Annotated in this window: 22 protein-coding genes and 1 tRNA gene; 10 read left to right on the forward strand and 13 right to left on the reverse strand. The window is 71.5% G+C overall.

Annotated features, from left to right (window positions below; genetic code table 11):
- Window positions 1–17 precede the first annotated feature (17 nt).
- The 7 genes from AC1UE5_RS12365 (at window position 18) to AC1UE5_RS12395 (ending at window position 7,173) form a co-directional block, all read left to right on the forward strand.
- Entirely contained in the window at window positions 18–1,295 is a 1,278-nt protein-coding gene (locus AC1UE5_RS12365) for an MGH1-like glycoside hydrolase domain-containing protein (protein ID WP_482923672.1), read from the forward strand.
- An 86-nt stretch (window positions 1,296–1,381) separates the two neighbouring features.
- Entirely contained in the window at window positions 1,382–2,464 is a 1,083-nt protein-coding gene (locus AC1UE5_RS12370) for an ABC transporter ATP-binding protein (protein WP_482923675.1), read from the forward strand.
- Window positions 2,461–3,696: an ABC transporter substrate-binding protein gene (locus tag AC1UE5_RS12375; RefSeq protein ID WP_482923677.1), complete on the forward strand. Its 1,236-nt coding sequence runs from the start codon at window positions 2,461–2,463 to the stop codon at window positions 3,694–3,696. The genes AC1UE5_RS12370 and AC1UE5_RS12375 overlap by 4 nt, the downstream gene beginning before the upstream one ends.
- A gap of 21 nt (window positions 3,697–3,717) precedes the next feature.
- Window positions 3,718–4,575 (forward strand): ABC transporter permease, encoded by an 858-nt coding sequence (locus tag AC1UE5_RS12380; RefSeq protein WP_482923679.1) that lies wholly within the window; start codon window positions 3,718–3,720, stop codon window positions 4,573–4,575.
- Complete coding sequence (locus tag AC1UE5_RS12385) at window positions 4,575–5,402, forward strand: ABC transporter permease (RefSeq protein WP_482923682.1); 828 nt, start codon at window positions 4,575–4,577, stop codon at window positions 5,400–5,402. The genes AC1UE5_RS12380 and AC1UE5_RS12385 overlap by 1 nt, the downstream gene beginning before the upstream one ends.
- A gap of 13 nt (window positions 5,403–5,415) precedes the next feature.
- A complete protein-coding gene (locus tag AC1UE5_RS12390; protein ID WP_482923684.1) occupies window positions 5,416–5,853 on the forward strand; it encodes a hypothetical protein in 438 nt (145 codons plus the stop codon).
- Window positions 5,854–5,883: 30 nt separating this feature from the next.
- Window positions 5,884–7,173, forward strand: a complete 1,290-nt coding sequence (locus AC1UE5_RS12395; protein WP_482923686.1) for a cation:proton antiporter domain-containing protein — start codon at window positions 5,884–5,886, stop codon at window positions 7,171–7,173.
- Here AC1UE5_RS12395 and AC1UE5_RS12400 read toward each other — a convergent pair.
- The 5 genes from AC1UE5_RS12400 to AC1UE5_RS12420 form a co-directional block, all read right to left on the reverse strand.
- Window positions 7,166–7,906 (reverse strand): serine hydrolase, encoded by a 741-nt coding sequence (locus AC1UE5_RS12400; RefSeq protein ID WP_482923688.1) that lies wholly within the window; start codon window positions 7,904–7,906, stop codon window positions 7,166–7,168. The two genes, AC1UE5_RS12395 and AC1UE5_RS12400, sit on opposite strands and share 8 nt — an antisense overlap.
- A gap of 38 nt (window positions 7,907–7,944) precedes the next feature.
- Window positions 7,945–8,184 (reverse strand): DUF6411 family protein, encoded by a 240-nt coding sequence (locus tag AC1UE5_RS12405; protein WP_482923691.1) that lies wholly within the window; start codon window positions 8,182–8,184, stop codon window positions 7,945–7,947.
- Window positions 8,185–8,194: 10 nt separating this feature from the next.
- Window positions 8,195–8,953, reverse strand: a complete 759-nt coding sequence (locus AC1UE5_RS12410; protein ID WP_482923694.1) for a hypothetical protein — start codon at window positions 8,951–8,953, stop codon at window positions 8,195–8,197.
- 60 nt (window positions 8,954–9,013) lie between these two features.
- On the reverse strand, window positions 9,014–10,432 hold the full coding sequence (locus AC1UE5_RS12415) for a cytochrome P450 (protein WP_482923696.1): 1,419 nt from the start codon (window positions 10,430–10,432) through the stop codon (window positions 9,014–9,016).
- 225 nt (window positions 10,433–10,657) lie between these two features.
- Window positions 10,658–11,452, reverse strand: a complete 795-nt coding sequence (locus tag AC1UE5_RS12420; protein WP_482923699.1) for a calcium-binding protein — start codon at window positions 11,450–11,452, stop codon at window positions 10,658–10,660.
- Between the two features lie 129 nt (window positions 11,453–11,581).
- Here AC1UE5_RS12420 and AC1UE5_RS12425 point away from each other — a divergent pair.
- The 3 genes from AC1UE5_RS12425 (at window position 11,582) to AC1UE5_RS12435 (ending at window position 13,173) form a co-directional block, all read left to right on the forward strand.
- Window positions 11,582–11,655, forward strand: a tRNA-Asp gene (locus AC1UE5_RS12425).
- Between the two features lie 175 nt (window positions 11,656–11,830).
- A complete protein-coding gene (locus AC1UE5_RS12430; RefSeq protein ID WP_482923701.1) occupies window positions 11,831–12,019 on the forward strand; it encodes a helix-turn-helix domain-containing protein in 189 nt (62 codons plus the stop codon).
- Window positions 12,016–13,173 carry a tyrosine-type recombinase/integrase gene (locus tag AC1UE5_RS12435; RefSeq protein WP_482923703.1) on the forward strand — a complete coding sequence of 386 codons (1,158 nt, stop codon included), beginning with the start codon at window positions 12,016–12,018 and terminating at the stop codon, window positions 13,171–13,173. The genes AC1UE5_RS12430 and AC1UE5_RS12435 overlap by 4 nt, the downstream gene beginning before the upstream one ends.
- An 80-nt stretch (window positions 13,174–13,253) precedes the next feature.
- Here AC1UE5_RS12435 and AC1UE5_RS12440 read toward each other — a convergent pair whose 3' ends face one another.
- From AC1UE5_RS12440 to AC1UE5_RS12475, 8 genes are all read right to left on the reverse strand, one after another.
- On the reverse strand, window positions 13,254–13,784 hold the full coding sequence (locus AC1UE5_RS12440) for a hypothetical protein (RefSeq protein WP_482923705.1): 531 nt from the start codon (window positions 13,782–13,784) through the stop codon (window positions 13,254–13,256).
- 83 nt (window positions 13,785–13,867) lie between these two features.
- Window positions 13,868–14,236 carry a hypothetical protein gene (locus tag AC1UE5_RS12445; RefSeq protein ID WP_482923707.1) on the reverse strand — a complete coding sequence of 123 codons (369 nt, stop codon included), beginning with the start codon at window positions 14,234–14,236 and terminating at the stop codon, window positions 13,868–13,870.
- A 32-nt stretch (window positions 14,237–14,268) separates the two neighbouring features.
- Window positions 14,269–15,072, reverse strand: a complete 804-nt coding sequence (locus AC1UE5_RS12450) for a hypothetical protein (RefSeq protein ID WP_482923709.1) — start codon at window positions 15,070–15,072, stop codon at window positions 14,269–14,271.
- Between the two features lie 1,851 nt (window positions 15,073–16,923).
- Window positions 16,924–17,223 carry a DUF4333 domain-containing protein gene (locus AC1UE5_RS12455; RefSeq protein ID WP_482923714.1) on the reverse strand — a complete coding sequence of 100 codons (300 nt, stop codon included), beginning with the start codon at window positions 17,221–17,223 and terminating at the stop codon, window positions 16,924–16,926.
- Between the two features lies 1 nt (window position 17,224).
- On the reverse strand, window positions 17,225–17,830 hold the full coding sequence (locus AC1UE5_RS12460) for a response regulator (RefSeq protein WP_482923716.1): 606 nt from the start codon (window positions 17,828–17,830) through the stop codon (window positions 17,225–17,227).
- Window positions 17,827–18,972 carry a sensor histidine kinase gene (locus tag AC1UE5_RS12465; protein WP_482923719.1) on the reverse strand — a complete coding sequence of 382 codons (1,146 nt, stop codon included), beginning with the start codon at window positions 18,970–18,972 and terminating at the stop codon, window positions 17,827–17,829. Before AC1UE5_RS12465 ends, AC1UE5_RS12460 begins: the two co-directional genes overlap by 4 nt.
- Window positions 18,973–18,977: 5 nt before the next feature.
- On the reverse strand, window positions 18,978–19,766 hold the full coding sequence (locus tag AC1UE5_RS12470) for an ABC transporter permease (RefSeq protein WP_482923722.1): 789 nt from the start codon (window positions 19,764–19,766) through the stop codon (window positions 18,978–18,980).
- Window positions 19,763–20,707 (reverse strand): ABC transporter ATP-binding protein, encoded by a 945-nt coding sequence (locus tag AC1UE5_RS12475; protein ID WP_482923724.1) that lies wholly within the window; start codon window positions 20,705–20,707, stop codon window positions 19,763–19,765. The genes AC1UE5_RS12470 and AC1UE5_RS12475 overlap by 4 nt, the downstream gene beginning before the upstream one ends.
- Window positions 20,708–20,755 lie beyond the last annotated feature (48 nt).

Consider the following 20,755-nt stretch of genomic DNA (forward strand, 5'->3'; position numbering starts at 1 on the left):
TGCAGAATCCCGCGGCGATGGCCTCGCTCTCGACGGCCGCCCTCGAGAGCGCTCGCGAGGTCCTGGAGCAGAACTGGGTCGACTCACCGGGGTACACGCGACCGACCGGGGACGGCCTCTACCCGCACCAGTGGAACTGGGACAGCGCGTTCGCTGCCCTGGGCTGGGCCGTGCTCGACCCCGCCCGCGCCTATCGCGAGCTGCGCTCCCTCACCGGCGCGCAGGGCCGCGACGGCTGCATCCCGCACATCGCGTTCTCCCCGCAGCCGCAGTACTACTTCCCGTCCGCCGACTGGTGGCCCGCGCGCGAGTCGCACGACGGCCGCCGTATCAGCGCGATCTCCCAGCCGCCGGTCGCCGCGACCTGCCTGCGGCTCCTCTTCGAGCGCGTGCCCGACGAGGAGGCGGCGCGCGCGCTGCTGGCGCCGCTGGAGCGCTGGCACGCGTGGTGGCTGCACGACCGCGACCCCGACCGGCTCGGCGAGCCCGCCGTCATCCACCCCTGGGAGTCCGGCCGCGACAACGCGCCCGACTGGGACCGCGCGATGAACCGGCTCCCCGAGCTGGACGTCGCCGCGCTCCGGCAGGACACCCGTTGGGTCGGCATCGACCACCGCCCGTCGCACAAGGACTACGCCCGCTACGCCTGGCTCGTCCGCGCGATCGGCAAGGCGCACAGCCCGCAGCGCGGCCTCGCCCGCTACGGCCCGTTCCGCGTCCTCGACCCGGGCATCTCCAGCATCCTCGCGGCCGCCTGCGCCGACCTCGCGCACGTCGCCGAGCAGCTCGGCGAGACGCGCGTGGCGGAGCTGTCGTACGCGCAGGCCGAGAAGGTCGAGCGCGCCCTGCAGCACCGCGCGAACGCCGACGGCATCGCGCCGACGGTCGATCTCGTCGACGGCGAGGCGGTCGGCCCGTACGGCTCCGGCGCCGCGCTCAACCTCCTCCGCGCCCGCCTGCCCGAGCGCGCGGTCGACGAGCTGGCCCGCCGCACGATCGACGACCCCGACGAGCTGGCCGCGCCGACCGGCGTGCGCTCGTGGCCGAAGTCCGACCTCGACGCCTACCGCCCGGACTCGTACTGGCGCGGGCCGGTCTGGGCGTCGATGACGTGGCTGTGCGCGCTCGGACTCGAGCGTCACGGGCGCGAGGAGGCCGCCGCCACCCTGCGTGCGCGGATGATCCACGCGGCGCAGGAGGCCGGCGAGCGCGAGTACTGCGACGGCGACACCGGCGTCGGCCTCGGGACACGCAACTTCACGTGGACCGCGGCGCTCACGCTCTGGTCCTCGTAGGCCGAAGCGGACAACTCGCGCCGTAACTGTTGGACGCTGCGGCAGGTGGCTTCGCGGCCTCCGGCTGCATTAGCGTCGATTCGCACATGGCTTCGACGGCGAAGGCGACGGACGCTGCCGGCGAGACCGCGGGCGGCCCCGCGGCGGACGACATCGCCCTGCGCGGGCTGACCAAGCGCTACGGCGACGTCGTCGCCGTGGACGGGATCGACCTCACGATCCGCCGCGGCGAGTTCTTCACGTTCCTCGGCCCGTCGGGCTCGGGCAAGACGACGACGCTGCGCCTCATCGCAGGGTTCGAGCTCCCCGACGCCGGCCAGGTGCTGCTCGCGGGCAAGGACGTCGCGGACCTGCCGCCGTTCCTGCGGGACGTCAACACGGTCTTCCAGGACTACGCGCTGTTCCCGCACATGACCGTGCAGGCCAACGTCGAGTACGGCCTGCGGGTGAGGAAGACGCCGAAGCCCGAGCGGCGCCGCCGGGCCCAGGAGGCGCTCGAGATGGTCCGCCTGACCGGCTACGGCGACCGCAAGCCCGGCCAGCTGAGCGGCGGCCAGCGCCAGCGCGTCGCGCTCGCCCGCGCGATCGTCAACCGCCCGACCGTGCTCCTGCTCGACGAGCCCCTCGGCGCGCTCGACCTGAAGCTGCGCCAGGAGATGCAGGTCGAGCTGAAGCGCATCCAGATGGAGGTCGGCATCACGTTCGTCTACGTGACGCACGACCAGGAGGAGGCGCTCACGATGAGCGACCGCCTCGCGGTCTTCGACCAGGGCCGGATCGTCCAGGTGGGCGCGCCGTCCGAGGTCTACGAGCATCCCGCGGACGCGTTCGTGGCCGGCTTCGTCGGCACGTCGAACGTCCTCGAGCGCGACGGCCGCCGGTTCACCGTGCGGCCCGAGAAGGTCCACCTCCTCGACGAGGGAGGTGCGCGGGTCCCGGAGGAGCCCGGCTGGCACGTCGAGCGCGGCACGGTCGTCGACACCGCCTACGCCGGGATGGTCACGAAGTACCTCGTGGAGCTGGCCGGCGGCGAGCGGCTGCAGGTCGTCCGGCAGAACCTCGAGACGACCTCGTCCCACGCGCTCGAGATGCGCGGCCGGACGGTGATGGTGGGCTGGCGCACGGAGCAGGCGTCGTCCATCGCAGCACAGGAGGAGGAGGGCACGTGAAGGACCATCGGTTCATCGGCGCCGTGTGCGCGCTGACCGCGGCCTTGGCGCTCGGCGCCGTCGGCTGCGGAGACGACGACGAGGGCGGCGACGGCGCCGCGGCGGGTGAGGCCGCCGGCGCGTCGACCGCGCTCGTCAAGCCGCCTGAGGGCCTGAAGCCGGCCACCGCGGTCGGCGACGGCGAGGGCGAGCTCAACCTGATCGCCTGGGCGGGCTACGTCGAGGACGGCTCGACGGACCCGAAGGTCGACTGGGTGTCGGGCTTCGAGCAGGAGACCGGCTGCCAGGTCAACGTGAAGCTCGGCAACACGTCCGACGAGATGGTGACGCTGATGCGCACCGGCCAGTACGACGGCGTGTCGGCGTCCGGCGACGCGACGCTCCGCCTCATCGCGGGCGGCGACGTGGCCCCGGTCAACACCGACCTCGTCCCCAACTACGCGGACGTCTTCGAGGGCCTGAAGGACAAGCCGCACAACTCGGTCGACGGCCAGATGTACGGCGTGCCGCACGGGCGTGGGGCGAACCTGCTCATGTGGAACACCGAGGTGGTGAAGGAGGACCCGGACTCCTGGAGCGTCGTCTGGGACACGGCCTCGCCGTACAAGGGCAAGGTCACCGCCTACGACTCGCCGATCTACATCGCCGACGCGGCGCTCTACCTGAAGGCGACGAAGCCCGAGCTGGGCATCGAGAACCCGTACGCGCTCGACGACAAGCAGTTCACCGCCGCGATCGACCTGCTCAAGCAGCAGCGCGGGATCATCGGCGAGTACTGGTCGGACTACACCAAGCAGCAGGCGGCGTTCAACAACGGCGACTCGGTCGTCGGGACGACGTGGCAGGTGATCGCGAACCTGCTCGAGGCCGACGGCAAGGCGAAGATCAAGACGACGCTGCCCAAGGAGGGCTCGACCGGCTGGTCGGACACCTGGATGATCGCGGCCAAGGCCAAGCACCCGAACTGCATGTACATGTGGATGGACCACATCATCAGCCCGAAGGTGAACGCCCAGGCGGCCGAGTGGTTCGGGGAGGCGCCCGCCAACAGCAAGGCGTGCGCGGAGACCGCGGCGAAGGACCACTGCGAGACGTTCCACGCCGAGGACGAGGCGTACTTCGACCAGGTCGCGTTCTGGACGACGCCGACCAAGAACTGCGGTGACGATCGCGGCGCGGTCTGCAAGGACTACTCCGAGTGGGTCGCCGCCTGGACGGAAGTCAAGGGCTGACGTCGCGGGCCGGAGCCACGGATGGCCTCGCTCGCCACCACCCTGCATCGCCGGCCCCGCCTGCGGCTCTCGCTGCTGCTGGCGGGGCCGGTCGGCTGGCTCGTCGTCGCGTACCTCGGCTCGCTCGCGGTGCTGTTCGTCGCGGCGTTCTGGGCGCTCGACCCGTTCACCTCCGAGGTCGTCCGCGACTACGGCACGCAGAACTTCGAGACGATCGCCGAGGGCGAGGTCTACCGGACGATCGTGCTGCGGACGGTGGGGATCGCCGCCGCGGTGACGGTCACCGACGCGATCCTCGCGTTCCCGATCGCGTTCTACATGGCCAAGGTCGCGTCGCCGCGCGTGCGCGGGCTGCTGATCGTCGCGGTGCTGATGCCGCTGTGGTCGAGCTACCTCGTGAAGGTCTACGCGTGGCGCACGATGCTCTCCGAGGAGGGCATCCTCAACTGGGCGCTGGAGCCGTTCGGGGTGAGCGGCCCGGGCTACGGCAACACGGCGACGTGGCTGGTCTTCACGTACCTGTGGCTGCCGTTCATGGTGCTGCCGATCTACGCGGGGCTGGAGCGCATCCCGCGCTCGCTGCTCGACGCGTCGAGCGACCTGGGCGCCGGCGCCTTCCACACGTTCCGCCGCGTGATCCTGCCGCTCGCGTTCCCGGCGGTGGTGGCCGGCTCGATCTTCACGTTCTCGCTGACGATCGGCGACTACATCACGCCGCAGCTCGTCTCCTCGACGCAGTTCATCGGGAACGTCGTCTACGCCAACGTCGGCGTCGCGAACAACCTGCCGCTCGCCGCGGCGTTCGCGACGGTGCCGGTCGTGGTGATGATCGTCTACCTCCTGGTCGCGCGGCGGCTGGGCGCCTTCGAGAACCTCTGATGCAGCTGAGCCGCCGCGCACGCATCCTGCTGCGGATCGGGACGCTGCTCACGCTGGCGTTCATCTACGTCCCGCTGATCGTCGTCATCGTCTACGCGTTCAACGAGTCGCGCATCCAGACGTGGCCGATCCCCGGCTTCACGCTCGAGTGGTTCGACCGCGCGATCCACAACCCGGGCGCGCGCGACGCGCTGTGGACGTCGGTGAAGGCGGGCCTCGGCGCGACGGCGATCGCGCTCGTGCTCGGGACGCTCGCCGCGATGGCGGTCGCGCGGTACGACTTCTTCGGGCGCGACACGATCTCGTTCCTCGTCATCCTCCCGATCGCCCTGCCGGGCATCGTCACCGGCATGGCGCTCAACGCGACGTTCCGCGAGTTCCTGGAGCCGTTCGGCATCGGGCTCGGGCTCTTCACGGTGGTCGTCGGCCACGCGACCTTCTGCATCGTGGTCGTCTACAACAACGCGGTCGCGCGCCTGCGGCGGACGAGCGTCTCGCTGGAGGAGGCGTCGGCCGACCTCGGCGCGACCGGCTGGCAGACGTTCCGCTGGGTGACCTTCCCGGCGCTGCGCAGCGCCCTGCTCGCCGGCGCCCTGCTCGCGTTCGCGCTGTCCTTCGACGAGGTGATCGTCACGACGTTCACCGCGGGGCCCGAGCAGACGCTGCCGATCTGGATCCTCAGCAACCTCTCGCGCCCCAACCAGCTGCCGATCGTGAACGTCGTGGCGGTGTTCGTGATCCTGCTCTCGTTCATCCCGATCTGGATCGCCCAGCGGTTGACGGCCGACGAGGAAGGGGCCTTGACCCCGGGCGCGGGCGCGCACTAGCGTCGGGCGGGTCATGTCACAGACAGCACGAGTGCTCGTCGTCGCGCATCGCACAGCGGCGACGCCGGCCCTGCTGGACGCGGTGCGGGAGCGTGCCGCGGCCGGCGCGGTGGCCTTCACGCTGCTCGTCCCCAAGCCGGTGCACGGCATCGCCCGGCTGGCGGACCCCGAGGACGTCTCCGACGAGGAGGCGAACCTGACGCTCGAGCTCTCGCTCCCGCTGCTCGAAGAGGCGGCGAGCGGGCCGGTGGAGGGGCTGATCGGGAGCTCCGACCCGCTAGCCGCCATCGAGGATGCCGTCAACACCGGACGGTACGACGAGGTGATCATCTCGACGCTCCCGGCGCGGGTGTCGAAGTGGCTGCACCTCGACCTGCCGCGGAAGGTGGCGGGCCTCGGGCTGCCGGTGACGACGGTGACGGCGAAGGAGCGTGTGACGGCCCACGCTTAGCGGCCGGGCCTGCGTGGGCAGAGGGGCCTGGTGCTCTTGCCCCTCGCCGCCGGTCCCGGCTTCTCGTTCGGGGAGCCCTTCGCGCTGACGATCGCCTTCGTCGGCGTGGCGGTGTTCGTCGCGATCGCCGCGCTCTCGCACCAGCACGAGCGCGCGTTCTCGGCGAGCGTCATCTACCTCGGGCTCGGCCTCCTGGCCGCGCTCGTCATCGGCCTCGCCGACGTCGACTGGCTGCACCCGATCGAGGACGCGTCGCTGCTCGAGCACCTCGCGGAGGTCGCGGTGATCGTCGCGCTCTTCTCCGCGGGGCTGAAGGTGGAGCGGCCGCTGCGCGCGTCCGAGTGGACGACGGTGCACCGGCTGCTGCTGATCGCGATGCCGCTGACGATCCTCGCCATCGCGCTGTGGGGCGGGCTCGCGATGGGTCTCGGGGTCGGCGGCGCGCTGCTGCTCGGGGCGATCCTCGCGCCGACCGATCCGGTGCTGGCGGGCGACCTGGGCATCGGGCCGCCGGGAGAGGACTCCGGCGACGAGCCGGAGCCGCGGTTCGCGGTCACGGCCGAGGCGGGCGGCAACGACGGGCTCGCGTTCCCGTTCGTGCTGCTCGGGCTCCTGATCGTCGAGGGGCGCGGTGACGAGTGGTGGCCGTCGTGGCTGCTCGGCGACGTCGTGTACGGCATCGCGGCGGGCTTCGCGATCGGCGGCGCGGGCGGGTTCGCGCTGGCGTGGCTGGCGGTCCGGCTGCGCGACCGGCGCTTCCTGGCGACCGAGCTCGACGGCTGGCTCGCCCTGGCCTGCGTGCTGCTGCTCTACGGGTTCGCGGAGATCGCGGGCGCCTACGGGTTCCTCGCGGCGTTCGCGGGCGGGCTCGGGTTCCGGCGCTACGAGCGCGACCACGAGGTCAACCGGCGCGTGCACGACGGGGTGGAGCTGCTGGAGAAGTTCGGCGAGCTGGCGCTGATCCTGCTGCTCGGCTCGATGGTGACGCTCGAGGGGTTGGGCGAGCCGGGGGTGAGCGGGTGGCTGCTCGTGCCGCTGCTGCTGCTCGTGATCCGGCCGGCGTCGGTGCTGCTGTCGCTCGTGGGCTCACGGGTGAGGACGGGGCGGGAGCGCGCGTTCGTCGCGTGGTTCGGCGTGCGCGGGATCGGCTCGCTCTACTACGTGTCGGTCGCCCTGGCGAGCGGGGCGCTGGCGGCGGACGAGGCGACGCGGCTGTTCTGGGTCGTCGCCGTGGTCGTGATCGCCTCGATCGTCGTGCACGGCGTGACGAGCTGGCCGGTGGAGCGGCGGCTGCTCCACGAGGACCCGCGCGTCAGCTGACCTCCGCCAACCCCCTCACGAGCCGGCGCGCGACGCCCTCCAGCGTCTGCTTGCCGGCGGCGTGCGAGCCGTTGCCGGTGGTCGTGATCGCGATCGCCACGCGCAGCTCCCCGCGCGTGAGGAGGATCGCCTGGTGGTCGACGGCGCCGGTCCCGCTCCCCCATCCGCCCTTGAAGTGCAGGCGCCAGCCGTCCGGCGTGGTCCGCCCGATCCCCCACCGCTGCGACGGGGTGATCGTCCGCAGCAGCGTCCGCACGTACGCGCGATGTCTTGCCGGGACGACGCTGTCGAGGCGCAGCATCAGGCGGCTGAGATCGCGCGCGGTGACCTGGCTGTTGCCCCAGATCGGCGTCGCGGGGGTGAAGCGCTGCATGCCGGCGGCGCGCGCGACGGCCCGGAGCCCGGTTGTCCCGACGCGTTGGAAGATCGTCGTCGCGGTCGCGTTGTCGCTGCGGCGGATCATCGGGCTCAGCAGCGCGCGGTCGCGGGCGGTCAGCGCGCGGCCGCGGACCGACGGCTGGCGCAGGTACGCGGCGGCGAGCATCACCTTCAGCGTGCTGGCGGCCGGCACCGCGCGCTGGGTGTGGCGGCCCCAGAAGCGGCCTTCGGTGCGCACGGCGAACGTGACGTTCCCCGGGCGCGTCTGCGCGTACGCGCGCGCGGCGGCCACGTCCGGCTCCCACTCCCCCAGCGTCGCGGCGTGGGACTCGCCGGCGGCGGTGCCCGCAAGCACCGCCGCGACGAGGAAGAGGGTGGAACGGGCGCGCGCGGTCAGAGCGGCATCTTGGCACGACCCTTGCGGCCGGCCGACCCGCTGCGGCCCATCATCTTGCTCGCCGACTCGAACGGCTTGGCGAGCCACCGGCCGATCCCTGGCGCCTTGTGCGCGCCGCGGGATCCCATGTGCATCGGCGCCTTGCCCGCGCGCTCGGCGTGCCGCGACATGCGCGGCAGGAGGAACGCGAGGACGAGGAGGACGACACAGAAGGCTGCGACGATCGCGATGGTCATGACCGGGGCCTTACCCGCTGCCGCGCACGGGCAGTGATCCACCGAGCTTGCGATCGAGGTTCTCGGCCGAGTTGGCGGCTCGCCGCGTCTGCGTGAGGGTCTCGCGGGCGAGCTGACGCAGCTCGTTGACGCCGATGACGCCCTCGCGGACGAGCGCGAGCGTCTCGCGCTGCACGGCCAGGCTCTCCTTCAGCGTGCGCAGCTGCTCGGGCGCCAGCTCCGCCGCCTCGGTGATCTTCGGGACGGTGTGGAGCGCGCGCACCTCCCCGAACGTCGCGGCGCTGCGCACGAGGACACGGCGCAGGCGCTGCTCGGTGAGCAGCTCGTCGGTGAGGCGCGCGACGTCGGTGGCCAGCGGCGCGACCCGGCTGAGGGCCTCGGGCGCGTCGGCGGCGAGGAAGGCGCGGGCCATCGCACCGGCGGCCTGGAGCTGCTCGGGGGCGCGGGCGCGGTCGAGCTCCGTCACCAGTGGCTGGGCGGCCTCGACGAGCGGGAGCGTCTCGCGGGTGAGCCGCCGGGCTGCCGGCAGCGCCTCGCGCGTGTCCTCGACCAGCGGCTGGACGTCGCGCAGCAGCGGCTGGAGCTCGTCGAGCTGCTTCGCCGCCACGGCGAGCTGGCGGTCGACCGTGGTGCGCTGGTCCTCGAGCAGGACGATCTGCGTCAGCAGGCTTCCCACCATCACGAGCGCGAACAGCGTCAGTCCCACCCACGCGAGCGGCGGCAGCGTCAGGCGGGCGGGGGTGGCGTCTGGGGCGGCGGCGCGCGGCACGGCGCCGCTCTCCCCTTTTCCGGTGCAACGCATGCGCGCCGCACCGATCGGCTCGCGGTCCTACCGCCGGCCGAGGCGCACGGGCAGGCCGTCGCGCGGGCCGATCGTCGGCATCTGGCGGATGCGCAGCTCGTAGCCGGGCTCGACGTCGGTCCGCCATCGGCGCAGCAGCAGCGCGCTCAGCGCCCGGATCTCGACCTGCCCGAACCGCATCCCGATGCACGTGCGCGAGCCACCGCCGAACGGGACGTACTGGCCCTTCCTCAGGGCCGCCTTGTTCTCCGGCGTGAAGCGCTCGGGGCGGAACGCGAACGGCTCGGGCCAGACGTCGGGCAGGTGGTGGCTCGCCCACGACGAGTAGTTGACATGGATGCCGCCGGGGACCTCGACGCCCGCGAACGTGTACGGCCTGGCGGGCGAGCGCGGGCCGACCCACGCGGGCGGGTACTTGCGCAGCGTCTCGTCGAGCGCCATCTCCAGGCGCGGGAGCGCGGTGCCGGTGAGGTGCTCGCGCTCGAGCTCTCCGTCCGGTCCGAGGACCTCGTCGACCTCCTCCACCAGCCACGCGCGCACGTCCGGGTTGCGGTCGAGCTCGTACATGAGGAACGTGACCGTCGACGTCGTCGTGTCGTGGCCGGCGAAGAGGAGCGTCATGACCTCGTCGCGGATGTGCTGGTCGTCGAGCTGGCCGCCGTCCTCGTCGCGCGCGTCGAGCAGGAGGGAGAGGAGGTCGGTCCGGCTGTCGTCGTCGCTCGCGCGGCGGGTGCGGATCTCGTCGAAGATCAGCTGGTCCAGCTGCCGGCGCGCCTTCTGCATGCGCGCGAACGGGGTGCCCGGGCCGCGCATGACCTGCAGGAAGTAGTCCTTCGAGTAGAACCCGAGCCCCTCCTCGAACGCGTGCGCGGCGTCGAGCTGGCGGCTCGCCGCGTCGGGGTCGAGGCCGAAGAGCGCGCGCATCGCGATGCGCAGGGCGACGCGGCGGGTCCAGTCGTAGAGGTCGATGGTGCCGCTCGCCGGGAGGGCGTCGACCGCCCTGGTGCCCTCCTCGACGATGGTCGTGACCGAGGCCGCGATCTTGTCGCGGTGGAACATCGGGAGCATCGCCTTGCGGCTGCGGCGGTGGAACTCGCCGTCGATGGTGAGCAGGCCGTCGCCGAGGAGCGGGATCAGGTCGCTGAAGTGGCCGTCGCGCCAGCGGAAGTTGTCGGCGTGGGAGACGAGGACGTAGTGGTTGGCCTCCGGCCCGAGCATCCACACGACGTTGCCGTGGAAGAGCCGGAGGGTGAAGACCGGTCCGTACCGCTCGTACGCGTCGAGGAGGACGGGGAGCGGGTTGGTGGCGAACCGCTTGGTGCGGACGAGGTCCGGGCGGGTGTCGCCGGGCGGGAACGGGACGGTCGCCCGGCGCTCGGCGCGGAGGTCGTCGAGGAGCCGGGTGAGCGGGTTCGTGGTGACCGGGGGCGGGGGCGCGAGCGGCATCGCCGCGGATCTTGACACAGTGTTTGGCTGGCTGGCCAGTCCTGGGCTTGAGCGCTTCGGGTGGGGCCGGGCAGACGAACGGCCCGCCGCGGGAGCTGACGGGCCGTTCGTGCGGGAGCAACGCCCTTCGCCAGGGGAGGCCGGCGAACAGTCACGGGCGTGCCGACGCCGGCGACCTAGGCAGGGAGTTGTCGCCGGCGACGCTTGTCGAGCTTCGGTCGGTCCCTAGCGGGCCGCCTCCTGCGTGTCCGGGGCGGTGGCGGGTGCACGGTCGACCCACTCGCACGAGCCGTTCGGGTTGATCTGGGAGGCGTCGAGGATGACGTCCTGCGGGTCGGCTTCGAGCGTGTCGGCGCCGTCGCCGCAGGTGATCTTGTCGGCGGCGCCGTCGCGGGTGTGGAGCGCGTCGTCGCCCGCCTCGCCGTGGACCTCGTCGGGCTGCCCGTCGCGCGCCTGCGCCCACAGCCCGTCCGGGCCTTCGCCACCGAGCAGCCGGTCGGCGCCGTCGCCGCCGAGCAGCCGGTCGTCGTCCTCACCGCCGAACAGCTGGTCGCTCCCGCGGCCGCCGACGAGGACGTCGTGCGCGTCCCGGCCCTCGAGCCGGTCGTCGCCGTCGCCGCCGAGCAGCCCGTCGGTGCCCTTCCCGCCGAGCCCGCCGTCGAGCGCGTCGTTGCCGGGGCCGCCTGAGAGGTCGTCGCTGCCTGGGCCGCCGTCGAGCTTGTCGTCCCCGCCGCCGCCGTAGACCCGGTCGTTGCCGGCGCCGCCGTTGAGGCCCAGGTCCCCGTCGTCCCCGCCGGAGACCTTGTCGTCGTGCGGCCCGCCGTCGAGCGTGTCGGCGCCAGGGCCGCCGTTCAGGTCGTCCTTGCCGGCGTCGCCGTAGACGACGTCCTTGCCCTGGAGGGACTTGATGCGGTCGTCCCCGGCCTTGCCGCTGATGACGTCCACGTCCGCCGTGCCGGTGAGCCGGTCGGCCTGGCTCGTCCCGTCGATCTGGGCAGCGATCGCTGTCGCGGGAACCACCGCGACGGCGAGGGCAGCTGCGAGCGCGCGACGGACCGTTCCGGGCATGCGCGAACAGAACGCACGTCCAGGTGTGGAGTTGCGGTCTTGTGACCGGACGCTGGCGCGCTATCCTGCTTGCCGCTTCACGGGGGCGTAGCTCAGTTGGTTAGAGCGCCGGCCTGTCACGCCGGAGGTCGCGGGTTCGAGTCCCGTCGCTCCCGTCCGACGCAGTTGGTCTTTTCCCGACAACTGCAGGAAGAAGCAAGGGCCCTCGCCGGTGGAAGTCGCGCCGGCTGAGACGCCGCAGGTCACCGCTGGAGAGCAGAACGGTGACCACGCGGTGATGTTGGCCGTGCCCTCGCACAACACCTCCCGCGGCCGCGCCGAGTGAGTGTCATGGACGAACATGACCTCTCGCCGCTCCTGACCAAGCGCGCCGTCGCGCAGTACCTCGGCGTCAGCGAGCGCACCGTCGACCGCCTCGTCGCCGCCCGCCGGCTGCGCTGCTTCCAGGTCGGCGGCCACCGCCGGTTCCAGCAGTCCGACGTCGAGGACTACGTGCTGCGGAACGAGGTGCGCCCGTGAGGCAGCCGGTTCGCTGCGGCCGCACCGGGCTCTGGCTCGCGCGGGTGACCGAGTACGACGGACGCGTGCGCCAGCTCGGCCGGTACGAGCGCAAGCGTGACGCTCAGGCCGCCATCGCCCGCGAGTCCGAGCGCCTCCTGATGTCGCCGGAGGAGCGCCGCAAGTTCATGACGGTGGTGGACTTCCGTGAGGAGTGGCCGGAGCGCTTCCCGCGTCGGCCGCGCACCATGGACTCGGCGCTCGCGCGGATCGACAACTACGTCATCCCGCACCTGCCTCGCCGTGGCCGGTTCCCGATCCGGGAGCTCCGTCGCTCAACGGTGCGGGAGCTGCAAGCCACCCTCCTCCGCAGGGGCCTCGCCAAGGAGACGATCGACGGGATCATCAGCTCGTTCTCGGCGATGCTCACCGACGCGGTCGACGACGAGCTGTTGGATGTGAATCCCGCCCGCGGCTTCCGCGTTAAGCTCGGCGACCCGCGCCTCAAGCCCAAGAAGCCGCCGGTCCGCCGGCGTTCGATCCCGCCGGACGAGGTCGGCGCGTTCATGGCCGCGCTCGACCCGCAGTTCCTGCCCGTCCCGTGGGCCGCCTTGTTGACGGGCTGTCGGCCTGGCGAGCTGTTCGCGCTCTGCCGCGAGGACATCGACCGCGAGCGCGGCCTGATCTACGTGCACCAGACGGTCGGCCGCTACGGCGAGATCGAGACCGGCACCAAGACGACCCACCACATCGCCGAGAAGGAGTTCCGCGGCCGCTGGACCTTGTTCCCGCCGACGCTGCTCGCCCTCGTGGACGACGTCGTCCCGCACCCGAGCCACGACTTCATGTTCCTGACGAAGCAGCGGAAGGTGATCAGCCACCGCAACTTCTACCGGACGGTCTGGCAGCCGGCCCGCGAAGCGTCAGGGGCGAACTTCTCGCTCTACGACTGCCGCCACACCTTCTCGTCGCGGCTCTTGTCCGCAGGCATCCCGCTCGTCGAGGTCTCGGGCTACATGGGCCATTCCCTCCGCGCCGGCGGAGCCGAGGTCAACATGACGTCGCGTACGTACGCGCACGCGACGGGCGAGCACACCGCCGCGGCGCTGGAGGCGCTCGAGTCGTTCGTGAAGAAGGCCGGCGGCGTGCGCGGGCGGGCTCCGCAATCCGCGTAGGAGAAGACGGTGCGCGATGTTCCACGTGGAGCACACCCAGCCCCCGTCTCGTCGCCGTCGTACAGACGGAGTGACCAGGGTTAGGTGGTGTTCTCGCGAAACTCGCGCATCACTTCTGCGGCCGGTCGCTTCTCGCCTTCGTCAATGTCCTCCTCGCTACGGAGGAAGAACCACGCGAGTTTGCGCCTGAGGAGAAGCCGTTCGGAATGTTGAAGCTCCGCCTGTTTAACGGCCTGCAACTGCTTCAGGACGGCTCTTGCCGGATACGGCGTGATGGTCGTGAAGACGATGATGTGCGGATAGTCAAAGTGGCCCGGCAACGGGTCGAGCACAAAACTGTCCACTCCTGCGACTGGGAGATCGGCAGCGTGGCGCGCCTCGATGTCATTAGAGGCGCGCAGTTCGGCGAGTTGCTCCTCTCCAAATTTCGGCCCCTTGGGAGCGCTCTGAATCCGAGCTAACAGCACGCGGTCGCGCTTGTTCTCGTTGAACTCGCAGTCATGCGACGCTACGGCGACGAAGCGGCGGGAAGCTGGCACGAGCATCGTGTCCGGCTCTCCGCCCGTCTCCGCGTCCACTGATTCGATCGAGGAGATCACCTTCTGGGGCATCTTCCCGAGGAGCGGCAGGTGGATGGGTCCGAGAATGTCGCCCTGACGCAAAGCCGGGCTCCAATGGTCCGAGTACACCTGGGTTACGCGTCGGGAAGCTCGAGCGTCAATCCCTCGGCCAGTGGGGAAAGCGCGTAGAGGCGCTCAAGCGCCTCTACCTCGGCATCGCTGATACGCGCCTCTGAGTAGACCCACTCTCCGTCGAAGTCCCAGGCGAACGCAAAAGTCCCGGAAACGGTGCCGCCGCCCTGGGATCCCGAGAGTATGCGCCGGTGAAGGCTGGGAACGGCCGGTGCCGCGAAGGCGGCCGCCGCGGCAAAGGTTGCTGCAAAGTTACCGAACCGAGAGATCCCGACCCTCTGGCTTGAGCTAGCCGTGCGAGGTCCGAGATCGGTGCTGGGAGGCAGCTCAGTGGCACCGGAGTAGGTCGCGCGCACGAAAGCTTCGTCCATGCCGGGGAACGCGATGATCGGCGAACGCGAACTCATACGTTTGAGCTCGCGGTTAGGTCAGCGACGGAGACTTGGCCCGTCTCAACGAAACGCGGCCCTGTTGTTGTCACCACGTCGCTGAACAGGCGCACGACAGCGCGGACGCCGCTTTCCGTGACTTCCGGGTCCGCCCGCCGGACCCGGCCCTCCAGGTTGTTGTTCACGTCGATGTTCAATTCGACGCCAATGTCGTCGACCCGGCCGTCCCATGTCCGGATGGTGATCATCTGCATTCCAGGCATCACGGGTCGCTCGAAGACACGCGACTCGTAGTTCGTGACCGACATGCTCACGAAGTACGTGTCCCGGACCTTCAACCCAACTTTGAGAAGGGCGTCCTGCACATCGTCTTTAGGAAGAGTTGGCCGAACATGGGTGTTGAGCACATGCTCAAGCGGGTCTTCGGCCGCTCCCGACATGCTGAAATGCGCGTTGCCGACAAGGCCAATCGACGACGGGGTCGCTCCGATCGCTTCGTAGCCGCGGAGGATGGCAAGCACCTTGCGTTCGACATACTCGAGACCCTGCGCTAGATCATCGAGAAACTTGCCGTAGAAGCGGACCTCGAAGTCGGCTTGGACGGTCGACACGGCGAGCTGGGACGAGGAGCTGGCGAGCGTGAGGTGCGGGACCTGTGGCGGCGCCTCCGGGGGGAGATACTGTCGAGCCAGCACGTTCGGGAACTCGGGTCGAACGGCCGCAATGAAACGCTCGTCCAGCTCGGGATTCCGGGGGAGAGGCTCAGGCACCTGCAAGATCGCGTGAGCAACTAGCAGCTGCGGGGCTGGAAGCGGCATGTCGCGAGTCTACGTCCCTCTGCTTCAGCGTGTGCTAAAGCGACACTTCCCACGGGCTCGAAACGTGGGGTCCGCTTGTTGCCGGAGCCTTACAGGGATGTTCGAGTAGGAGTCCGCCTGTGTCTACAGCCACGTAGCCGTATGGCAGCAAACGAAGACGCACAATCCTAGAGGCCGCCGATCGCTCCCAGTTCAGATGAAGCGCTGTCGACGCGACGAACCGTCGATCGGAATGCGCTCCCCGCTGCCAGAACGGCACGGGTCGTTGCTGCTGAACGTAGGTGCCTCGTCGCGTGGCCCCTGGGGGTGGTTGAAACGGCGGACGCCGTCACCGGGTTTCGCCGTCGCCGGGTTTCTGCTGCTCGCGGCGGCGCGTTGTACAGCAGGCTCGTGTGGGTTGGTCGTGAAGGCGTTGATCTGGCGGATGTAGTCGATGGGGGATCGAGGGCGTTGCGATCGAAGAGGGAGAACGCTCTCAGATGCAAAGACGCGAGGCTCGAAGGTGTTCAGCGGATGGCCTTCGCTGCACCAGTTGGTGCAACGCGGGCCTCGTTCACGGCTCGACCTTCATTGCGGTGGGCGCTCGTGGAGTGTGGTCGCACCGAAGAGAACCTGCGCTCGTACTTCGCCGCGTGGCCCAGCGGTAGGGCTACGAGATCGTGGCCACGCACCCGCACCGGAGCGGTGTCGCGCGGAACCTATGCGCGCGAGGCGGATTGAGCCGAAGGGGCGGTCGACGATATCTCTGTCGCGATTCGACCCGCGGTCTCTGTGCTCCGCGCTGGCGACGTAGCCGCAATCCTGGCGTACCAGCCCGAACGGGCACACAGCGAGGCAAGGCGGGCGCTTGTGGTGCGGGACGAGGCCATCGTCGTGCCCGACGCCGAGCGGTCGCTTGATCGACAACGGGGTGTCCTCCGCGGTGGCCGTGGATGCGGGATCCTCCGGCAGCGAGTGCCGCGCGCTCAGGTAGCCGTAAGCACGAGCGGCTGTGCCGCTCGTCGTTCGGCCCACCGGGCTAGAAGGGCGCGCGCCTAGCGCGTCGGGGCGAAGCTGGGACCCGCGTCAAGCGGGGTGGGGCCGTGGAGCGAAGCGACCGGTTGGGGGCCCGGTGGGCCGTGTCGCCGTGCGGCTCTGCCGCACATGCGACTCCGCGCCCGCGGTGTCCGTTCAGGACACCGCGGAAGATGACCGTCCTCTGCAGGCGCTTCGTAGATGACCTCCGCACGCCGGCGCCCGGGGCAGACACGGGGCAGACACGGCCCTGCGCACGGGGCAGCGCCCGGCCCTGAAGACACCGCCAGACATGCGCCTCCCAACCCCCTATCTCGACCCTGCAAAGCAGCTTGTTGCGCTGGTACGATCAAGGCCGCTTCACGAAAAACGATGACCAGGAGGCACCTCCGAAATGAGCCGTTTGCAGGCTTTTTCGGACCACTGCGTCGGGCCTAATGGCCCTGTCACGCCGGAGGTCGCGGGCTCGCGTCCCGTCCCTCCCGTCTCGTGAAGCCGACGAAGACCCTGCCGCGCAGCGTCTTCGTCGTTCTGGCGCCGCCGCTCACGCCGCACGGTGGGCCCGTTCCCTCAGGCACATCCCGGATGAACGGGCCCAGCGCCACGCGCTCGCCAGCACGGCGGCGGAAGCGTCGGGACGTTCCCGCGGGAACGTGGACGGCGCTCCACCACGCCGTCGCTACGAGCTCGAGCGCGACGTGCAGGCGGCGATCGCGCGGGAGGTCGTGCGCATGGCGCTCTCTTCCCACCGTCGAGACGATCCTTGCCGGCGAGCGCGCGGTGATGCTCGCGTATCGGGGTCGGCGCGGCGACGCGCCTCCGCGAGCGCCGCGCCCGCTAGCGCTGGAGCCGCTCGTCGGCCTGGATGTCGAGCTTCGCGTTCGCGCCATCGACCGACACGACCTTCACCGTCACGCCGAGCCTGCCGTCCGGGAACGTCATCGTGCAGCGGGTGCTCGCGCCCGCCTCGACCTTCAGCTCATCAGGACACGAGGGCTTGGGTGCCTGCTGGCCGACGGTCGCGGTCAGCCGCTCCTGCACCTCGCGCTCGAGGTCGTCGCGCTCGACCACGGACGTGCCGCAACCGGTGGCGAGAGCGGCGAGGGCCCCGAAAGCCGCGAGAGCAAGCGCGCGCATGTCAGATCCACCCCAGGCGGCGCGCCGTCGCGGCGGCCTCGTGGCGGTTCGCCGCGCCGAGCTTCGACATCGCGCTGGAGAGGTAGTTGCGCACCGTGCCGGGCGAGAGCGAGGCGCGGTCGGCGATCTCGTCGATGGGTGCGCCCGTCGCCGCCAGCTCCAGCACGTCGGCCTCGCGCGGGGTCAGGGGCGAGTCGCCCGCGGCGATCGCCTCCGCGGCCAGCTCAGGGTCGACGAACCGCCCGCCGTCGTGCACGGTCCGCACGACCGACGCGAGCGTCGCCGCGGACGTCGTCTTGGGGAGGAACCCGCGCACGCCCACCGCCAGCGCGCGCTTGAGGTGGCCTGGGCGCCCGTGCGACGTCACGATCACGCACGCGCACGACGGCAGCTCGACGGCCAGGCGCTCCGCCACCCCGATCCCGTCGAGGCGCGGCATCTGCAGGTCGAGCACCGCGACATCCACCGCGCGCGACACCGCCATCGTCACGGCCAGCTCGCCGTCGGGCGCCTCGGCGACGACCTCGAGGTCCTCCTCCAAGTCGAGCATCTGGGCGAGCGCGGTGCGGATCAGGTGCTCGTCGTCGGCCAGCAGGATGCGGATCATCGGCCCGCCTCCGCGGCGGACAGCGGGCCCGCGGCCGGGAACGTCGCCACGACCGACCAGCGGCCAGGCCCATCCGACCCCGCGGAGAGCGACGCGCCGAGGGGCACCAGCCGTTCGCGCAGGCCACGCAGTCCGGAGCCGTCGCCGCTCGGAGCCGCGGTGGTGACGCCGTCGTTCGCGATCACCAGGCGGCCACCGTCGGCGGCGATCTCCACCGCCGTCGCACGCGAGTGGCGCAGGACGTTCGTCACGCTCTCGCGCACGACCCAGCCGGCCGCCTCGTGCCACGCGCGCGGCACCTCGGCGACGTCCAACGCGACGTCGATGCCGGCCGAGCGCAGCAGCGAGCGCGCGCCCTCCAGCTCGGCGCTCAGGTCGACCGAGCGGTACCCGCGCGCGAGCTCGCGCGCCTCTCGCAGGGCCTCGTGCGCCACGCCGCGCACGTCCAGCATGCGCGCGGCGGCGGCCTCCGCGTCCCCGCGCGAGGCCAGCGTGGACGCCAGCTCGGACTGCACCGCGATCGTCGACAGCCGCCGCCCGAGCACGTCGTGCACGTCGCGCGAGAAGCGCAGCCGCTCCTCCACCACCGCGAGCTGCGCCTGCGCGGCGCGCGCGGCGTCGAGCTCCTCCACGATGCGGAGCATCCACATCGACGCGCGCGTGGTGAAGATGAGCGCGCCGCCGAGGATCAGCCCCGCGACGACGTTGCCGAACGCGCCGCCGCTCGCCCCGACGAGCACGCCCGAGCCGAGCACGAGCGCGACCGCGAGGCGGGGGCTCGGCAGCAGGCCGACCGACAGCAGGACGGCCGCGACCGTCGCCGTGACCGCCGCGCCGCGCGGCGCGCCGTCCCACGTGGTCACCGCGACGGCGTAGTAGGCGGCGGCCGCGACGAGCAGGGGCGCGAGGCGGCTGATCGGGAGACGGCCGGTGCGGAGGATCGCGAGCATGGCGGCGAACCCGAGGGCGGTGACGACGACGCCGCCCCACGCGTACAGGTCCGAGCCGGTGCCGCCGTCCAGCTCGCCGAACGACAGCACCAGCACGCCCGCGTTGAAGCCCCACACCAGGGTGTACAGCGACTGGCGCGTGTACAGCCCGACGCGCTCGACCTCGGAGAGCTCGTTCCAGCGGCGACGCACGGCGCTCAGGTGCGCGGCTCCCACCGCATCGAGCGCCGCGCGAGCGTCACGCCCAGCCACGTCCACACGACGATCACCGCGAGCGGATCGGCGGCGGCCGACCACGTCTCGGTGAACGACAGCGTCGTCTCCTCCGCGCCCGGGCCGTCGAGGCCGAACCACCCGATCCGCACGAGCTCCGCCATCGCGGCGCCGGGCGTCAGCGACAGGACGTCGCGCAGCGGCTCGGACATCTCGGGGATCGTGGTCGTCAGCGGCCCGATGGACGCGAGGATGATGATCGGCATGCTCGTCAGCTGCGCGGCCTCGGCGCTCCGCGTCCACGCGGCGGTCCAGTAGGCGAACGCGCTGAACATGATGACCACGAGCAGGGCGACCGCCGCGTAGAGCACCGGGTTGACCGGCAGGCGCTGGTCGGCCGCCCACGCGATCGGGACTGCCGCGGCGCTCAGCACCAGCGCGCACAGGCAGCCGGGTAGGGCGATCGAGACGAGCAGCTCGGCGTCGCGCGCCTCGCCGGTCCGCATCCGCTTGAGCACGAGCTCGTCGCGGCGGCTGACGAACTGCGCGAGCACGTTGTAGTAGACGGGGAACAGCGCGATGACGAGGAACGCGGTGACGATCGCGTTCGCGCCGCCGGACGCCGAGCCGCGCTCGCCGGTCCACAGCAGCGCGAGCGGCAGCAGCGGGAGCACGACCGCGTAGACGAACGCGAGGCGGTTGCGGGTGAGCAGCACCGCGTTCCAGCGCGCCAGGCCGGCGGTGCGGCGGAGCGAGAGGCTCGGGGTCGTCATCGGAGCGCTCCTTCCTCGACGGGCTCGCGGCCCTCCGCGATCGACAGGAACACGGACTCGAGGCTCGCGCTGCGCGCGTCGAGGCCGTCGAGCGTGACGTCCTGGTGCGCCGCCCACGCGAGCAGGTCGGACAGCGAGCGCTGGAGCGCGTCGGTCTCCAGCGTGGTGCGGCCGTGCTCGCGCACGACGCGGCGGAGGCCGGCGAGGTCGCGCGGCACATCGGGGCCCGCGGCGAAGCTGATCGTCGACGGGTGGCCCTGCGCGATCTCGGTCGGCGTGCCGGAGCGGACGATGCGCCCGGCGTGCAGGATCTCCAGCCGGTCGGCGAGCGTCTCGGCCTCCTCCAGGTAGTGCGTCGTGAGGAGCACCGTCGCGCCGCGCTCGCGCAGCCCTTCGACCAGGCGCCAGACCTCGCGCCGGCTCTCAGGATCCAGGCCGGTCGTCGGCTCGTCGAGGATCACGAGCTCTGGGCTGCCCATCAGCGTGCAGGCGAGGTCGACGCGGCGCGTCTCGCCGCCGGACAGCGCGAGCATCCGCACGTCGGCGCGCCGCTCGAGCGACAGGAGCGCGAGCATCTCGTCGACCGGGTGCGCGTCGCCGCTGAGCGTCCCGCGCCACAGCTGGAGCGTCTCGCGGACGGTGAGGTCACCGGAGAAGCCGCTGCGCTGGAGCAGGACCCCGGTGCGGCGGCGCAGCACGGCGCGGTCGGCGACCGGGTCGAGCCCGAGCACGCGGACCTCGCCGGCGGTCGCGGGCGCGAGCCCTTCGATCACCTCGAGCGTCGACGTCTTGCCCGCGCCGTTCGTGCCGAGCAGCGCGGTGATCGTGCCGGCCTCGACGTGGAGGTCGACGCCCCGCACCGCCTCATACGCGGTGGCCCCCTGCCCGTAGACCCGGCGCAGGCCGCGGACGCGGACCGCGGCGGTGGAACCTGGGTTCATGGTCATACCTCCAGGCTGGGGGCGGTTCGGGCCCCGCGGTAGTCCCGC

The organism is Parviterribacter multiflagellatus, from assembly GCF_056863265.1.

What these genes read in the sequence shown, in the direction of transcription:
- AC1UE5_RS12365 (WP_482923672.1), top strand. Translation starts at nt 18, where the DNA reads ATGGCCTCGCTCTCGACGGCCGCCCTCGAGAGCGCTCGCGAGGTCCTG.
- AC1UE5_RS12370 (WP_482923675.1), top strand. Translation starts at nt 1,382, where the DNA reads ATGGCTTCGACGGCGAAGGCGACGGACGCTGCCGGCGAGACCGCGGGC.
- AC1UE5_RS12380 (WP_482923679.1), top strand. Translation starts at nt 3,718, where the DNA reads ATGGCCTCGCTCGCCACCACCCTGCATCGCCGGCCCCGCCTGCGGCTC.
- AC1UE5_RS12385 (WP_482923682.1), top strand. Translation starts at nt 4,575, where the DNA reads ATGCAGCTGAGCCGCCGCGCACGCATCCTGCTGCGGATCGGGACGCTG.
- AC1UE5_RS12390 (WP_482923684.1), top strand. Translation starts at nt 5,416, where the DNA reads ATGTCACAGACAGCACGAGTGCTCGTCGTCGCGCATCGCACAGCGGCG.
- AC1UE5_RS12405 (WP_482923691.1), bottom strand. Translation starts at nt 8,184, where the DNA reads ATGACCATCGCGATCGTCGCAGCCTTCTGTGTCGTCCTCCTCGTCCTC.
- AC1UE5_RS12415 (WP_482923696.1), bottom strand. Translation starts at nt 10,432, where the DNA reads ATGCCGCTCGCGCCCCCGCCCCCGGTCACCACGAACCCGCTCACCCGG.
- AC1UE5_RS12430 (WP_482923701.1), top strand. Translation starts at nt 11,831, where the DNA reads ATGGACGAACATGACCTCTCGCCGCTCCTGACCAAGCGCGCCGTCGCG.
- AC1UE5_RS12440 (WP_482923705.1), bottom strand. Translation starts at nt 13,784, where the DNA reads ATGCCCCAGAAGGTGATCTCCTCGATCGAATCAGTGGACGCGGAGACG.
- AC1UE5_RS12445 (WP_482923707.1), bottom strand. Translation starts at nt 14,236, where the DNA reads ATGGACGAAGCTTTCGTGCGCGCGACCTACTCCGGTGCCACTGAGCTG.
- AC1UE5_RS12450 (WP_482923709.1), bottom strand. Translation starts at nt 15,072, where the DNA reads ATGCCGCTTCCAGCCCCGCAGCTGCTAGTTGCTCACGCGATCTTGCAG.
- AC1UE5_RS12455 (WP_482923714.1), bottom strand. Translation starts at nt 17,223, where the DNA reads ATGCGCGCGCTTGCTCTCGCGGCTTTCGGGGCCCTCGCCGCTCTCGCC.
- AC1UE5_RS12460 (WP_482923716.1), bottom strand. Translation starts at nt 17,830, where the DNA reads ATGATCCGCATCCTGCTGGCCGACGACGAGCACCTGATCCGCACCGCG.
- AC1UE5_RS12470 (WP_482923722.1), bottom strand. Translation starts at nt 19,766, where the DNA reads ATGACGACCCCGAGCCTCTCGCTCCGCCGCACCGCCGGCCTGGCGCGC.
- AC1UE5_RS12475 (WP_482923724.1), bottom strand. Translation starts at nt 20,707, where the DNA reads ATGAACCCAGGTTCCACCGCCGCGGTCCGCGTCCGCGGCCTGCGCCGG.